Below are 17,069 nucleotides of genomic sequence, written 5' to 3'. Positions count from 1 at the left end.
TTGACATTCAACTGTCGCTTAGCATCACAAGCGCTTTACACGACGAATTTGAAAACCATACTATTATACGGTGTTTGGATGAAATGGTCATTAGTGTAGCTCATGGATGTACAAATAGCGTCCCTCATTCTATGAAAAACAGTGGTTTTGTTGCAAAAACATAACAAACATCGAAAAATATTTTTTTGGAAAATGACACTCAAATCTGAGTATTAGTGTCACAAATTTCATTAGACGCTGAGAATATGACCCTATATGATGACGTACAAAACCGATCGATAGTCATTTGATATGATAAATTTTAGAGACACGCAGTTATTGGGGCATCGCGGTGCACGCGGGGAAGCCTTAGAGAACACCTTTTCAGGCTTTGAGCACTCTCAAAACCTAAAATTGAAGGGTTTGGCAGGCGTTGAGTTCGACGTACAGCTGAATGCTGATGGTCATCTGATCGTTTTTCATGATGATAATTTAGAGCGGATGTGCGGTCAGCAGTCACGTATCGATCAGCTGTGTCTAAATGAGGTGCAATGCCGTTTGCAGTTTGGACAACCCATCATGACTCTAGCGAGTATCGTGCCCTTGCTGGCAGGGTTTAAGGTAATTGAGCTCGAGATTAAAACGCATGATCGCACCAACTATGCAGTGTTAATCGAGGCACTGGCTCGCGAGGTCATCAATACACCTATTGCCAGCTTGCCTGTGGTGTTGACCAGCTTTGATACAGAGCTGCATATTCGACTACAACGCCACAAACTACTGTCTCGCATACCACGAGGCTTGCTGATTCGTACGCCAGAAGCCTTAGCGAGAGCGACAAATACAGCTTTGCAACTTGGCTGTATTCAATTGGGCATTCATTATCCACTGTTGAGCCAATCAGTGATTGAGCACAGTCATCGATATGACTTACCGGTAAGCGCTTGGACAGTCAATGATATCGCTACTATAGATCAGCTTATTAAATGGAAAACAGATGTTATTATCACTGATTTTCCAACGCCCTTATTGTTGCCTTAAACGACTGATAGATGTTTTAATGTCGCTCAGTAATTTGACTGAGCGTCCTTCAAGTCCCCTACATATCTATCATGTTACTTACATATTCACGTCATGCCTGATAAGTCAGCCATTATTTTGACCAATACAGTCTATAATTCATACAAGTTATTGTTATTTAGCAATATTTTTATAGTGTATAAGTGTTCACTTTATACAGTTTTTCAGGTACTATGGGGACTTAAATTAATACCGTTAAGGATATTATATGATTGCAAAAAAAGCACTTGGCTTGCCGCTTAAAGGCGTACGTTTCGCTATCAAATCTGGCGATGCGTTGATAAAAACTGCCAATAATCAAGTAACGCGTTTCAAAACCCGTTTTGATGAAAAAAAGGCGCAAGCTGCTTTTGATGAGCAACCTATAGCAAAACGCAACTATGCCAACGCTCCTGAGCAAACTGATGCTCTCACAAAAGAGCAAAGCATTGATATGCGTGAGTTTGAGTTTACAAAAGCACCGATTAACTGGATTCCAGCGACTATTTTGGTTGCGACGCCTATTGCTGCCGCGATTATTACGCCATGGTATCTGTTCACTCATGACGTGAGTGCACCTGTGTGGGGCGTGTTTGGTGCCTTTATGGTATGGACTGGCATGAGTATCACAACCGGTTACCATCGCCTATTGGCACATCGTGCTTATAAAGCGCATCCAATTGTCAAAAACTTTCTATTGCTGGGTTCTACTTTAGCGGTACAGGGTTCAGCGTTTGATTGGGTATCAGGTCACCGTACTCATCATCGTCATGTGGATGACCGTTTAGATGATCCATATTCAGCAAAACGCGGCTTTTGGTTCAGCCATATTGGTTGGATGCTACGCAACTACCCTAGCGGCAAGTTTGACTACAAAAATATTCCTGACTTGACCAAAGACAGAACATTACAGATTCAGCATAAGTACTACGGTCTATGGGTCGTTGCCTTGAACGTTGGTATGGTCGCTGCTATTGGTTGGTTACTGGGTGATGTCTGGGGTACACTGGTTATAGCTGGTTTGCTACGTTTGGTATTGACGCATCACTTTACGTTCTTTATCAACTCGCTATGCCACATGTTTGGTAGCCGTCCTTATACGGACACTAATACAGCCCGTGATAACTTCTTCTTAGCCATATTTACATGGGGTGAGGGTTACCATAATTACCATCACTTCTTCCAATACGATTATCGTAATGGCGTAAAATGGTGGCAGTATGATCCAACCAAATGGTTGATCGCAGGTCTATCAAAAATTGGTTTGACCAGTGAGCTGCGTACTGTTGATGACACCACCATCAAGCATGCTGAAGTGCAAATGCAGTTCAAAGCAGCACAGCAGCAAATTGATACAGCAACAGTTGGCGGCATTGACTTGCCTCATGCGATGAAAAGCTTTCAAGATCGTATCAAGTTTGAATATGATGCCTTCATGCAAACGGTTGAAGAATGGCAAGCGCTTAAAGCGAAAACTATCGAGCTGAAAAAGACTGAGTATGCAGATCGCTTGCATGAAGTTGATGACAAGCTAAAGCATGATTATGCAAAGATTGAAGAAAAAATCCTTGAGCATAATAGTAATCTTAAGACAGCGTTCCGTTCTATCGGCGCAAATCAAAAAGCTGCTTAAGTCATTCCCTGATTCATATTGAATCATCGTCTTAATCGTAACGTTTCTCCTCCCCTTTATCTTTAGAGATAGAGGGGATTTTTTTGCGTTATTTATAGCATATGCTGTTGTAAGTCGCTTTTTTCATAAAAAATATATGGTCATAAATGTATCATCAGGATGCATTTTATTATTCTATTTTGAGACTAACATAGGCCTAATATCGTCCTGATAGCGACTATTTTTTGACTGGATATTACAAGAGATGGACAGAGCGAAATGATGGATGATGAGAGCTATGTTATAGTGAACACTCTCTCTTATATATTAATGGACACGGCCTGTATGCGTTATAAAAATACCTATGTCAACCTAGACACACGCCTTTATCATGAGCAGCCACCCACGTCACTAGACAACCCACGCGCTGGTCATTTCAATACATACGTTGCACAGCAATTAGGCTGGTCAGATGATGACGATCTGATGTCCAACTGGGTTGAGATTTTGGCTGGTCAATACGTGCCAGCTGACTTTAAACCACTGGCAATGGCGTATGCAGGTCATCAATTTGGACAGTGGGCAGGACAATTGGGTGATGGGCGCGGCTTGCTCATGGCACAAGTACTCGATCAAGACAATCAACCAAAAGATTTGCATCTTAAGGGTGCTGGCCTGACGCCTTACTCGCGGATGGGAGATGGACGGGCAGTATTGCGTAGTACCATTCGTGAGTATTTATGTGGTCATGCATTGACGCAGCTTGGCATCGCCTCCTCTAACGCATTGGGCTTTGTGGTCTCTGATACGAGGGTACGCCGTGAGCGTATTGAGGCAGGTGCAGCGCTAATGCGCGTGGCTGACAGTCACATTCGCTTGGGTCATGTTGAGTGGATTGCCAGCTTTGCGCCTGACGTATTGGGTGAGTTTACCGACTATATGATCGATACTTATTATCCAGAGTGCCGTGATAGTGAGACGCCAGTATTGGCATTTTTAACCTCAGTGGTTGAGCACACTGCGCGGATGATTGCCGACTGGCAACTGATTGGTTTCGCGCATGGGGTTATGAATACGGATAACTTGTCGATTACAGGTAGTACGTTGGACTTCGGGCCTTTTGGCTTTATGGAGCGCTTTAATCCTGCTTGGATCAATAACCACTCTGATCATACTGGGCGCTATGCTTACCAAAACCAGCCTGCTATCGGTCACTGGAACCTTAACGTTTGGCTACCGCATTTCATGCGCCTACCAGGTGTCACTCGTGAGACCCTCGCTGAGTGCTTGGCGCCTTATGAAGCGACCTTTATGCAGCACTATCAACAAGGACTGTGCCGCAAACTTGGCTTGCCGCACGAATCTGAAAGTTTGCGTCTAGCTTTTGAATGGTTGACTTTGTTAGAAGATAACGTGCTCGACTATACCAATAGCTTTCGCGCCCTACTCGGCCTAGTCGCGCCAGATGACCATCCTTATGAGAAAAAACTACTGTCTGTCCTGACCACTGAATTAAATACAGAGGCAAGCCTAGTCTGGCAAGAGTGGTCAACCCGTTATTTGGCACAGATTGAGCAGCAACCCCGCGAGGAAGCTATCTTATCCATGCAAACCAGCAATCCTGTTTATGTCTTGCGTAATAGCATGGCGCAGCGTGCTATCACTGCTGCAGAACAAGGTCAGTTTGAAGAAGTGGATCGGGTGTTCCGTTTGCTATCTCATCCTTATACTGTTCAAGATATTGCTACTGAGCTTGATAGTGCCGCGCCTGCACCTGATGTTGCGCAAATGCCTATTAGCTGCTCGTCTTAACTTCTCTATATTCTGTAACATTTTGAAATATATTCAAATTAAGGTTGATATTTACCCTTATTCTTTGGCATTATTAATCAGATAAATAATGAATATCATTTCATTATATTATTCTTACAAATCACTGCTGCTGACTAGGCAGTGATTTGCCAATAGTGCTAGAATAACTGTCTTTTCTAGCCTGTTTTTTGACCCAATCCCTAACCCATCGTGATGTTTTTGGTCATTAACACCCAATGTTACCTTACCCTTTGATTATTATCATTTAATAATGTTTAAGGGCGAGTCATTATTTTTATCACCATTTAATTTATTCCAACCATGGCAATTATTATGAATGACGATACCAATTCGAATACGGATAAGCTTAGTACCGCACAAGAGCAGTTTGAACAAGCTGCCCTGCATTACCATGAGTTCCCACGTCCAGGTAAAATCTCAGTCACACCGACCAAACAGCTTGCTAACCAACGTGATCTAGCACTCGCCTACTCTCCAGGTGTTGCTGTGCCTTGTCTCGAAATTGAAAGAGACCCAACATTGGCAGCCAAATATACGGCACGTAGTAACTTGGTCGGCGTCATCACTAACGGTACTGCGGTACTGGGTTTGGGTAACATTGGCCCATTGGCATCAAAACCTGTCATGGAAGGTAAAGGCGTACTATTCAAAAAGTTTGCAGGTATCGATGTATTTGATATTGAAATCGCCCAAAACGATCCTGATAAATTCATCGAAGCAGTTGCCTCTCTTGAGCCAACTTTCGGTGGTATCAACTTAGAAGACATCAAAGCACCAGAATGTTTCAAAATCGAGCGTGAACTTCGCGCACGTATGAACATCCCTGTGTTCCATGATGACCAACATGGTACGTCAATCATCGTTGCTGCAGCGATGCTAAACGCGCTATTGATTACTGGCAAAAAAATCGAAGATATTAAAGTGGTCTGTTCAGGTGCTGGCGCCGCTGCTATTTCTTGTTTAGATATTATTTGCGCCCTTGGTGTGAATAAGGACAACATCATTGTTTCAGACTCTCGCGGTATCATCAGTACCAGCCGTGAAAACCTTGATGAAACCAAACAGCGCTATGCTCGTGAGACAACAGCAACGACCATCAACGAAGTGATGGATGACGTCGATATGTTCCTAGGCTTATCTATGCCTGGCACATTGTCTGAAGACATGGTTCGCCGGATGGCAAAAGACCCTATCGTCTTTGCACTGGCCAATCCAACGCCTGAAATCATGCCAGAATTGGCACATGCTGTACGTCCAGATGTGATCATGGCAACTGGTCGCTCAGATTATCCAAACCAAGTAAACAACGCCTTGTGCTTCCCGTACATCTTCCGCGGTGCATTGGATGTTGGTGCAACAACTGTCAACGAAGAGATGAAAGTGGCTTGCGTAAAAGCAATCGCTGCCATGGCTCATGTTGAAGCAACACCAACTGCTAGTGTTCGTAACATTGAAAAAATGCAGAGCTTTGGTCGCGAGTACTTGATTCCTGGTCCTCTAGAGCCAAACCTAATCATCGAGATTGCCTCAGCAGTGGCTAAAGCAGCAATGGATTCAGGCGTTGCAACCTTGCCTATTGATGATATGCAGGCGTATCGTCAACGTCTGTCTGAGTTCGTTTACAACTCAGCATTTGTGATGAAGCCAATCTTTGCTCGTGCCAAATCTGATCCAAAACGCATCGTCTACTGTGAAGGTGAAGACAACAACATCTTGCTAGCAGTGCAAGTGGTCGTTGACGAGAAGCTAGCGAAACCTATCTTGGTTGGTCGTCCTGCTGTGATTGAAGCCAATATCGAAAAACTGGGCTTACGTTTAAAAGACGGTGTGAACATTACGATCGTTAACCAAGACGACGATCCTCGTTATAAAGACTACTGGCAGGGCTATTACGAGAAGAACAAGCGCCGCGGCGTCAGCATTGAGCTTGCGCGCCGTGATGTTCGTCGCAAGACCACGTTGATCGGTTCATTACTGGTCGATAACGGCGATGCTGATGGCATGGTATGTGGTACGTTCAGCCATTATCAATTGCACTTAGAATACGTACAAAGCGTCATTGGCAAAAAAGCAGGCGTTAATGACTTTTATGCGATGAATGCCGTGTTGATGCAAGATCGCAATATCTTTATCGCGGATACTTATATCCACGAAGACCCAACCGCTGAGCAGTTGGCTGAAATGACTGTATTGGCTGCGGATCAGTTACGCCGCTTCGGTATCACGCCACGCGTCGCGCTCGTTTCTCATTCAAACTTTGGCGCCTCAAACCGTACCAGTGCGATTAAAATGCGCAAAGTACATCAGCTACTGACTGATATGAATGTAGACTTTGAGTTTGACGGCGAGATGCAAGGTGATGCCGCTTTGAATGAACATATCCGTTTAAACGATATGCCATCAAGCCCATTAAAAGGCGCAGCGAACTTGCTTATTTTGCCAACGCTTGATTCATCAAACATCGCTTTCAACTTGTTGAAGACAGCCACTGGTAGTGCCTCTATTGGTCCTATCCTGTTAGGTACTAGCAAGCCAGTACATATTTTGACGCCATCAGCAACTGCCCGTGGTATCGTCAACATGACTGCACTTACTGTGACTGAAGCTCAAGATTTCGAAAGCGAAGCCCAGTAGTCAGTGAAACCTCGCATTCAATAAGAATGCGTGATTAAGACGGGTGCTGTTATCTATTCACAAAGCCCGTCTGCTATACTAAAAACAGTCAATGCGACCTATAAAGCATTGGCTGTTTTTTTTGATGTATAGTTAGAAAACTACTAAACTGCTACGGTGTTAGCCTCTCTAGATGTACTACTTATACAATCTGCAGTCGGCTGCCTTGTAGTAATTTTAGATTTCTTTGACTATATAAAAATTCAGCTAATGATACGTTGATAAGCATAGCGGTGATAAGTACAGCAATATTTGGCTAAACAAACAGAGGCTTTTATGCAGATTTACCTTGTGGGTGGTGCGGTACGTGATCGACTCCTGAGACGTCCGATCAAAGATAAAGATTTCGTCGTCGTTGGTGCTACCGTGGCACAGATGCTTGAAGCAGGGTTTCATCAAGTCGGTGCCGATTTTCCGGTGTTTTTGCACCCGACCAGTCACGAAGAATATGCCCTAGCTCGCACAGAACGCAAGCAAGGCTCAGGCTACAAAGGCTTTAGCATACATGCCAGCCCTGATGTGAGTTTAGAAGACGACTTACAACGCCGTGACTTGACCATCAATGCCATGGCAATAGAAGTCACTAGCCTAAATGATGACACCCCTATCAATGGTGACGTCATTGACTATTATGGTGGACTGGTTGATTTAGAAAGCAAAACTTTGCGCCATGTATCAAGTGCATTTAGCGAAGACCCATTACGCGTGCTCCGAACAGCTCGTTTCTATAGTCGTTACTATGATTTAGGGTTCAGTATCGCAGAGGATACCTTGACGCTAATGCGCCAACTGGTCGATTCAGGTGAGCTGACACATCTCAGTAGCGAACGCATTTGGCAAGAGTCCAGCCGTGCGACTATGCAATTATCGCCCCAAGTCTACTGGCAGCAGCTGTTCGAAATCGATGCACTGACAGAGTATTTTGCACCATTGCATCAGGCTTGGGCTGATACTTCAATACGAGAGACCGTACATACTGCGCTATATTTCGCAGGGCAAATGAAATTGAACTTGTCACAGCGTTGGGCACTGCTAATGAGTAGCCTTAATCCATCTCTATTTACCTCAGAGCCTATAAACAAAAACGCGAACAAAGCAGCCAATATAAAAGGCATCAACGATATAGGCAACATGACCAAGGTACCAAAAGCACACACCCAATTTGCCAATTTGTTTGTAAAACAAGCCGAAAATCTCAGCAAGATAAATAGCCTGAGCGCTGCTGAAAAAATCGACCTGATACAAACTTGCGGGGCTCATAAAGAGCCTGATAAATTGTCTCAATTACTCGTGTGTAGTCATGTATTACAACTGGCCTTACAACACCATCAAATGATGATAGCGCTAAACAGTTTTCATGCAGTTAATATGGCTGATATTGAGCCAGATCTGCGCGGCCCAGCGATTGGTGCAGCGCTGCGCCAATCTAGAATTGAGCATTTGCAAGCGCAGCACTTATATTAAAAAAGCTTAAAAAGTAGGTAGGAATGTCATCATGAGCCAAGATTTAAATGGGTGTTCATCAGAGCGTACTGACGCTAGTGCACCCGTCATGCTTGTCACAGGGAGTGCCAAACGTATTGGTGCCGCTATCATTACAGCTGCTCATAGCAAAGGTTACCGCGTCATTATCCATTGTCACCGTAGCATAGAGGACGCTACTATCTTGGCTGACCAACTCAATGCATGTCGTGCTAATAGTGCTTTAATCGTTGTTGCTGACTTAAGTATCGTCAATGACGACAGCGCCTTGGATCTGTTTGTTCAAAATATTATGGACGCCTTTGGCCAGCTCGATGTACTGATACACAATGCATCGCGATTTTATCCCAGCCCGCTTGGTCAAATTACCCATGCACAGTGGGACGAGCTGATGTTGACCAATGCCAAAGCGCCTTTACTGTTGAGCCAAGCACTACTACCCTATCTTAAACAGCAACGAGGTTGTATTGTCAGCTTATTAGATATTCATGCGCAAGACAGACCCTTTAGCAATTATGCTGTCTATAATATGGCAAAAGCGGCTCACCGTATGATGGTACAGTCGTTAGCATTAGAGATGGCACCAGATGTACGTGTAAATGGCGTCGCACCAGGGGTGAATATTCTTCCTGATGCTAATAGCGATCAAGCGATTGCTGAGGCGCAGCAGCAAAATATCATCGCCTCTATTCCTATGCAGCGCGTCGGTACACCTAATGATATTGCTCATTCTGTGCTGTATTTGGTGCAAGCCAATTATGTCACTGGTGAAATGATTACTGTTGATGGGGGTCGCAGCCTGACATTGGCTGGTGGTCAGGTTTGATAAAAAATAGCATTTTATAAAAAATATCTTGATAATGGCCCATTTTTTGCTTGAAAAATTCAAAAAATAAGGTATCATTGTCCGTCTAGCGTTAGGGCCCATAGCTCAGTTGGTTAGAGCAGAGGACTCATAATCCTTTGGTCGTAGGTTCAAGTCCTACTGGGCCCACCAAATTTATAGTGCAAAAAAAATCAGGCTTGTTCGCAGCGATGCGGCAAGCCTTTTTTTATGGGTTTTGAACGATATAATATATTCATGACACCCTATAATAAAAAAGCCAAATGCTACCTCTAACGGTAACATTTGGCTTTTTGTGTGTACTTTATAAAATTAGAAAGAGGTACGGCGATAATTACGGTATGTCGGTAACCAAAAATTGGCTTTTAATTGACGCTCTAAATTCTCTGCAGTGACAGGTAGTGCCAATTTATCTTCAATCGCTTGTTGTGCGACTGCATAGGCTATTTTTTCACTGATCTCTCTAATAACTCTAATTGGCGGTAAGATGGCACCTGGTGCTTTTTCGTGTTCCATAGATATATCTGCAAGTGCTTGGCTTGCCGCCATCAACATATTATCGCTAATGCCCGTCGCACGTGCTGCTAAAACACCCAAACCAATACCGGGGAAAATATAGCTGTTATTACACTGCGACACCTCAAAAGTCTGACCCTCATAAGTGGTATGAGGAAAGGGGCTACCAGTTGCAATAATTGCCTTACCTTTGCTCCAATTAGTCACTTCTTGCGGCGTTGCTTCCACACGAGACGTTGGGTTTGACAGCGGTAATACAATCGGATGTTCCGTATTAGCACATAGCGTTTCGATCACTTCTTGGGTGAATAGACCTTTTTGTCCACTGACGCCGAATAATACGGTTATTTTTGCTTGTTTAACCACTTGCGCTAAACCAAGTTTCTTACTTCTATCCCAGCTTGCAATAGCGGATTCTTTTTGCACTAACGGCTCTTGGAATTTTTGTAGCTCTGTCATGCCATCAGTAAGCAAGCCATAACGATCAACCATAAAGACTTGGCTGCGAGCTTGCTCTTCAGTCAACCCTTCACGCTGCATTTGGCGAATAATATGCTCAGCAATACCGCAACCAGCAGATCCTGCGCCTAAAAACGCGATATTCTGTTGGCTAAGCTTTTGACCTTTATTCAAGCACGCGGCAATCAAGGTACCGACTGAAACAGCAGCAGTGCCCTGAATATCATCATTAAAGCAGCATAATTGGTCACGATATTTATTCAATAATGGTGTCGCATTCTCTTGGGCAAAATCTTCAAATTGTAATAATGCCTCAGGCCAGCGGCGCTTAACGGCTTGAATAAACAAATCTACAAACTCATTATATTCATCACCCGAGATGCGTGGATTTCTCCAACCCATGTACATAGGATCGTCAAGCAACTGTTGGTTGTTGGTGCCGACATCTAACAAAATTGGTAGGCAATAAGCGGGGCTGATACCACCACAAGCCGTATATAACGACAATTTACCAATGGGAATACCCATACCGCCAATGCCTTGGTCGCCTAGGCCTAATATACGTTCACCATCGGTGACAACGATTACTTTCACGTTTTGTTTGGTGGCATTTTGCAGCATGTCATCGATTTTGTGACGCTCAGGATACGAGACAAACAAACCACGTTTGCGGCGATAAATCTGAGAGAATTTTTCACACGCTTGCCCAACCGTTGGTGTGTATATGAGCGGCATGACCTCTTCGATATGCTGTTCAATCAGATGATGAAATAAGGTCTCATTGGTATCTTGGATGTTACGCAAGTAAATATGCTTATCCATATCATTAGTGAATGAGCGAAGTTGATGATAAGCACGTAATGACTGCTCTTCAATCGTCTCAATATTATGAGGCAATAAACCCGTTAAATTAAAGCTATCACGTTCTTCTGATGAAAAAGCACTGCCCTTATTTAATAAAGGGGTTTCTAACAATGCTGGTCCAGCAAAAGGGATATATAACGGACGTTTGGTTTGCATAATAAAATCTTCTTATTAATTATTGAAGGTATATGAATAAAATTTAATGATTTGAATGGTTTGACTATTTCATCGAACTCACAGTCATTATTCAAGTTGATTGAGCGATGCTAAAACAATCGTGGCAGTACAATGGATTGATCAACCCACCACTTGACAGCAAGTGTATCACGAGCAAGAAAGTACAGAGCGCTAATACGAAATTCAAAGTCGAATCAATCAACAAGACAGCAACCAATAATGCGCACTTAAGTACAAATCTTCGGTAGCCAGAAGTAGCGACTGAAGCATCATCTCATTGGCAAAATAAAGCCTGTCAAAGCACGCTTGTCACCGCAGCACCCTATTATACTGGAGTTATGACAATTCTTGAAGCAATCAAGTAAATCACACATCGATTAAATCAAGCGATAACAGACAGAAACAACCTCAAAGATGTGATTTACCATAGCGATAGAGATGGTCAGTATCTGTCCATTCGCTACCCTTCTAGTATGACTGACTCTGGCATTATTGCTTCAATGCATTGACTAAAATGGTCAATGACCTTTATTAGACTGAAGTAATTCATTACTTAAAAGAGAACTGCAATAGCGTTAACGATGTTGCAGTTCTTGAATGGGTAGACTGCTTCAATAAGACTCGTCTACATAGTACGGTTGTTTATGTGTCACCTTTTGAGTTTGAAAAGCGCTATGATGATCATTTAACCCTGTCAGGCGTTGCTGCTTGCCTCACGTTAATCAGCCTCCGATAAAGTCGGGGCGGTTCAGTATTCTCTTAGACCTCTGTATGCAGAATGTGTGTTAAAGAATTTGAATAATGCTGAAATCCATATATTAATATTTAAGGGTATTTATGAATCACTCTATTCATGATGAGGTGCACCTAAGTAATCGTAATCATTGGCTGCGCGCAGCGGTACTGGGTGCAAATGATGGACTGATCTCAACTGCCAGTTTATTGGTTGGTGTTGCAGCGGCAAACCCAAGCAGTCAGACGTTATTACTGACAGGGATGGCAGCACTAACCGCAGGTGCGCTATCGATGGCTGCTGGCGAGTATATTTCAGTGTCCTCACAAGCGGATACTGAAAAGGCTGATTTAGAGAAAGAGCTTTACGAGCTGACTCATAATGCTGAACGAGAGATGCTTGAGCTGACGAAAATTTATGAGGCTCGTGGACTTGATCATGCCCTAGCACATCAAGTTGCCATCGCCTTAACTGAGCACGATGCGCTTGAGGCTCATGCTCGTGATGAGATAGGTTTGACCGATCTTAGCCAAGCAAAGCCGATTCATGCCTCAATTGCGTCAGGCTTGTCATTCATCGCAGGCGCTATACTACCTATTCTTGGTATTTTGATATTGCCAGCGCAATCACTAGTCTGGTCGTTAGCGTCTATAACTTTATTGGGATTGATATTACTAGGTATAGTGTCAGCACGCTTGGGCGGCGCGCCTATTATTCCTGCTACTACTCGAGTCGTAGTTTGGGGTGTGCTTGCCATGCTAGCCACATCGTTGATCGGACACTTATTTGGCGTGGCATAAACATATATTGATAATTATGATAAAGAGTGTAGCTATGAGCGAAAACAATGAGTTGCATCAATGTATTATATGCAAACTAAACTATCCGATAGACAGCCTTATACCTATAGGCACCGTACGAAAAGTGGTTATGGCAGAGATTTCACATGACTTTCCAGAATGCTCATCAAACAACTATATTTGTCAGACAGATTTAAGCAAATATCGCATGCAATATGTCCACTCGTTATTAAAATCTGAGAAAGGAGAAGTGACTGATCTTGAGTACGAATTGATCAAAAGCATGCAAGAGCATGATTTAATCACCAAAAATACTGACAGCACGCTAGATCAAAACTGGACTTTGGGTGAACGATTGGCAGATAAAATTGCAACGTTTGGTGGTAGTTGGTCTTTTCTCATTTGCTTTGCTGTTTTTATAACGGTTTGGATTACTTTTAATACGATGGTTATGGTGACACGTCCAGCTGATCCTTATCCCTTTATTCTGTTAAATCTAATACTATCGTGTATTGCGGCTATTCAGGCGCCGGTCATTATGATGAGCCAAAATAGACAAGAATCAAAAGATAGATTGCGCTCAGAAAATGATTATCAAATTAACCTCAAAGCCGAACTCGAAATTCAGCATTTACATGAAAAATTGGATCACCTTTTGATTCATCAATGGGAAAGGCTGGCTGAAATACAAGAAATACAACTCGATTTATTATCTGAGATGGGCAAAAAAGATTAGGATAATGCGCACCCTACTATTTGAGATAACGCTGAATCCATGTCAAGTAAGTAAAAGCTTCAATGTTTAACGATGACTTGGCAAGAGCACTAATCTTAAAGACGTCGCACAATATCCAGACGATTAAAAATAACTGAAGCAAAACGTACATCCCTAAAACCAAAGAATAGGCCGTCCACATGCTAATGGTTTGCAGTGGCCAAGGTTAATACGCTATAGTCTTCATTGATGGTATCTGATAGGCAGTGACTGGCATACTATACAAATAGCTTTTTATATCCTAATCGCTACTCTGTCAGTGCTGTGTACCTACAAACATGAGCGTACCAGCATCCATTCTTCAACCAATTTTTGACATCCGTGCGAGAACGCACCGTTATTTATCCCACTCAAGGACGATATATGAAAGCACTTAGGACACCTGATTCGTGTTTTGCTAACTTGCAAGATTACGATTTTGAACCGAACTATCTGATGGTCGATGATACTGAAGGCGGTGAGCTGCGGGTGCATTACCTCGATGAAGGTCCACGTGATGCTGACCCTATCTTGCTATTACACGGTGAGCCTTCTTGGTCTTATCTGTATCGCAAAGTCATTCCGATATTAACAGCAGCAGGACACCGTGTGATTGTACCAGACCTTCCTGGTTTTGGACGCTCAGACAAGCCCGCCTCTCGTACTGACTATACGTATCAGCGCCATGTCGACTGGATGCAATCGGTGCTCGATCAATTAAATTTAGAAAACATCACGTTGTTTTGTCAGGATTGGGGCGGCTTAATTGGTTTGCGCCTAGTCGCAGCACATCCTGACAAGTTTGCTCGGGTAGCGGCTGGTAATACCATGCTCCCTACTGGTGATCATGATCCTGGCGAAGGGTTTCGTAAATGGCAGCAGTTCTCGCAAGACACGCCTCAATTCAATGCAGGAGCGACTATCAAAAGTGGTACCACAACGACGCTGTCACAAGCCGTACTGGATGCTTACGATGCGCCATTCCCTGATGAGTCTTATAAAGAAGGCGCCAGACAGTTTCCGTTGCTTGTGCCTACTACACCAGATGATCCCGCTTCAGCAAACAACCGTGCCGCTTGGGTTGAGCTGAGCAAGTGGACAAAGCCTTTTATCACACTGTTTAGTGATTCTGACCCAGTGACAGGTGGCGGTGATCGGATCATGCAAAAGCTCATTCCGGGTACCAAAGGTCAAAACCATACGACCATTGTCAACGGCGGTCATTTTCTGCAAGAAGACCAAGGCGAAAAGTTGGCTGAGCTGTTGCTGAAATTTATCGAAGATAATCCAGCTTAATACATCTTATTCATCACTGTCTTGATATATTAATAGGTTAAACATAGCATCAAAAAACCGCACGCTGTTTAGCGTGCGGTTTTTTATGAGGCATATAACTACTTTTGTAAGAGAAAGAATTATATTGATGAGAAAAGCAAATTTGTGGTCGATATATTAGTAAATTTCTTACAACATGTTCTTAAAAATACCGTCAATATATCTTTCTACTGCCTGCTGATCACTCGTTACTTGGGCATAAGTACGTAGACCGATGATTTGAATCTGAAGATAACGTGCCAACTCGATCGGGTCTTTGTCTTTGCCAATCTCACCGCTGTCGACAGCTTGTGCAAACAGCGTGGCAAATGATGCTTCAATACCTTCTAGGATGCTTGTGGCATGAGCCAACAATTCTGGACTGTCATTTTGCGTAAGCTCGGCGACTGTTTTTACAATCATGCACATACCGCTTGGCGCAGTGGCTCTATTACAGACAATCACTGTATGAATAAAATGCTTTAAGCCGTCCAGTACCGTGTCTTTTTGCGCCACACAGTCCGCCAAACGCTTGGCACCTTCAACAGCGTAACGATTGAGCGATTCTTTAAATAACTTGTCTTTACTACCGAAAGCGGCATAAATACTACCTGGATGCATGTTTACCACGTCTTGCAAATTGCGCATTGAGGTTGCGTGATAGCCTTTTTCCCAGTAGAGATTTTTTGCTTTTTCGATCACTTCATCGCGATTGAACTTTATCGGAGCACTCATAATTTTCACCTTAATATCTTTGCCTTAACATCTATGTTAAGGCAAAGTTTGTAGAATCAACCTTAGGGCATGCCCTAATCACTGGTTTTAATCACTTTTTACATTGTAAGACTTATTTAGCCTTTTTGCTGTGATTAGCTATTTTTGTCAAAATTTTGCGGATACAGCGCGCGTGCTGCTACGTCATCGAAGTCTGTCTTGAAGTCGATACCTTTAGGGATATCACGGGCTTTTTGTACAGCAGGACGCGCATCAATGCTGGCAAACCAGCGCTTTAGATTTGGGTAATTATCCAAGCCGCCCTCACCTAGCACAAACGCCGCCTTATCAACCCAGCCCCAAGTAGAGATATCAACGATCGAATAGCTATCGCCGACCATATACTCACGGCCTTCCAAATGTGCGTCTAGCACTTCATAGTGACGCTGTGCTTCACGCAAATAGCGGTTGATGGCATAAGGGATTTTCTCAGGTGCTTTGTGTTGAAAGTGAACTGATTGACCAGAAAAAGGACCCAAACCCGATGCGACAAACAGCAGCCATGACAGCATCTCGCTACGATCTTCTGGCTGTCCTGCCAGCAATCCTGTCTTTTCAGACAAGTACATTAAGATAGCGGTAGAGTCAAACACACGCTTGCCATCATCTTCTAGGGCTGGTGTTTTGGCGTTTGGGTTAATAGCACGGTACTCAGGCGTATGCTGCTCCCCTTTTAGCGTGTCTACTGCCACAAGCTCATAAGGCAGCCCAGTCTCTTCAAGAAACAGTGCTACTTTCATTGGGTTTGGGGTTTGGTGAAAATAAAACTTAAGCATGATTTTATCCTATTGTGTGTACAGAGTAATCTGTTGCCTGTAAAGGTTGTAGAGAGACCATAAGAAAATATACATCATAAATAATTCAGGATCAGTCCTTCTAAGTAGCTGCTGATAGATAGCGACTTATAGATCATGACTTTTAGATAAATACTTTCTTTATTGTCTGATAAGTACTATAGCTATAAATGAACACTCGTTCAAGTACTGTTATGTATTGGTGGCACAAATACAATACTGCTTCAGTCACTCATGCCGTATTTATAGAGATGTTCTTATAATCCATATAGCTCTTACACCAACAATCAAAGGTAAAAAACACCAATGCTTGCACATGCCCACTAAATATTCTCATCGCTAATTACACAGTGTTACGTGATTAAGATACTGATATTAAATAGATAAATTCAATAACCCAAG

The 17,069-nt window shown here is 43.2% G+C and carries 12 protein-coding genes and 1 tRNA gene; 10 read left to right on the top strand and 3 right to left on the bottom strand.

All coding sequences use genetic code 11. The features are described from left to right. The first annotated feature begins 291 nt into the window (after window positions 1-291). From I6E86_RS12420 to I6E86_RS12390, 7 genes are all read left to right on the top strand, one after another. Window positions 292-1,020, top strand: coding sequence for a glycerophosphodiester phosphodiesterase (locus I6E86_RS12420; protein WP_197177722.1), 729 nt, complete (start codon window positions 292-294; stop codon window positions 1,018-1,020). A gap of 472 nt (window positions 1,021-1,492) precedes the next feature. After that, complete coding sequence (locus I6E86_RS12415) at window positions 1,493-2,671, top strand: acyl-CoA desaturase (RefSeq protein ID WP_194364516.1); 1,179 nt, start codon at window positions 1,493-1,495, stop codon at window positions 2,669-2,671. 324 nt (window positions 2,672-2,995) lie between these two features. Continuing rightward, on the top strand, window positions 2,996-4,462 hold the full coding sequence (locus I6E86_RS12410; RefSeq protein WP_197177721.1) for a protein adenylyltransferase SelO: 1,467 nt from the start codon (window positions 2,996-2,998) through the stop codon (window positions 4,460-4,462). Between the two features lie 333 nt (window positions 4,463-4,795). Next, window positions 4,796-7,117 (top strand): NADP-dependent malic enzyme, encoded by a 2,322-nt coding sequence (locus I6E86_RS12405; RefSeq protein WP_197177720.1) that lies wholly within the window; start codon window positions 4,796-4,798, stop codon window positions 7,115-7,117. Window positions 7,118-7,432: 315 nt separating this feature from the next. Next, a complete protein-coding gene (locus I6E86_RS12400; protein ID WP_197177719.1) occupies window positions 7,433-8,620 on the top strand; it encodes a tRNA nucleotidyltransferase in 1,188 nt (395 codons plus the stop codon). Window positions 8,621-8,651: 31 nt separating this feature from the next. Beyond that, window positions 8,652-9,464, top strand: a complete 813-nt coding sequence (locus I6E86_RS12395; RefSeq protein WP_197177718.1) for a pteridine reductase — start codon at window positions 8,652-8,654, stop codon at window positions 9,462-9,464. A gap of 94 nt (window positions 9,465-9,558) precedes the next feature. Further along, window positions 9,559-9,635: transfer RNA gene (locus I6E86_RS12390), tRNA-Ile, on the top strand. A 159-nt stretch (window positions 9,636-9,794) separates the two neighbouring features. Here the strand turns inward: I6E86_RS12390 and I6E86_RS12385 are convergent. After that, window positions 9,795-11,477, bottom strand: a complete 1,683-nt coding sequence (locus I6E86_RS12385; RefSeq protein WP_010199744.1) for an NAD-dependent malic enzyme — start codon at window positions 11,475-11,477, stop codon at window positions 9,795-9,797. Between the two features lie 858 nt (window positions 11,478-12,335). Here I6E86_RS12385 and I6E86_RS12380 point away from each other — a divergent pair. The 3 genes from I6E86_RS12380 to I6E86_RS12370 all read left to right on the top strand — a co-directional run bounded on the left by I6E86_RS12380 (window position 12,336) and on the right by I6E86_RS12370 (window position 15,081). Beyond that, the gene (locus I6E86_RS12380) at window positions 12,336-13,031 is read left to right on the top strand and encodes a VIT family protein (RefSeq protein WP_197177717.1); all 696 of its coding nucleotides are present in this window, start codon (window positions 12,336-12,338) and stop codon (window positions 13,029-13,031) included. 34 nt (window positions 13,032-13,065) lie between these two features. Further along, window positions 13,066-13,767: a DUF1003 domain-containing protein gene (locus I6E86_RS12375; RefSeq protein WP_197177716.1), complete on the top strand. Its 702-nt coding sequence runs from the start codon at window positions 13,066-13,068 to the stop codon at window positions 13,765-13,767. Window positions 13,768-14,169: 402 nt separating this feature from the next. Beyond that, the gene (locus tag I6E86_RS12370) at window positions 14,170-15,081 is read left to right on the top strand and encodes a haloalkane dehalogenase (RefSeq protein WP_197177715.1); all 912 of its coding nucleotides are present in this window, start codon (window positions 14,170-14,172) and stop codon (window positions 15,079-15,081) included. Window positions 15,082-15,249: 168 nt separating this feature from the next. Here I6E86_RS12370 and I6E86_RS12365 read toward each other — a convergent pair whose 3' ends face one another. Continuing rightward, on the bottom strand, window positions 15,250-15,834 hold the full coding sequence (locus tag I6E86_RS12365; protein ID WP_197177714.1) for a TetR/AcrR family transcriptional regulator: 585 nt from the start codon (window positions 15,832-15,834) through the stop codon (window positions 15,250-15,252). A gap of 134 nt (window positions 15,835-15,968) precedes the next feature. Continuing rightward, on the bottom strand, window positions 15,969-16,649 hold the full coding sequence (locus tag I6E86_RS12360; protein WP_197177713.1) for a glutathione S-transferase family protein: 681 nt from the start codon (window positions 16,647-16,649) through the stop codon (window positions 15,969-15,971). Between the last annotated feature and the right edge of the window lie 420 nt (window positions 16,650-17,069).

Origin of the sequence: Psychrobacter sp. SWN149 (assembly GCF_015864565.1) — a bacterium.
Taxonomy (GTDB): Bacteria; Pseudomonadota; Gammaproteobacteria; order Pseudomonadales; family Moraxellaceae; genus Psychrobacter.
This window is presented reverse-complemented; position numbering and strand designations above follow the sequence as displayed.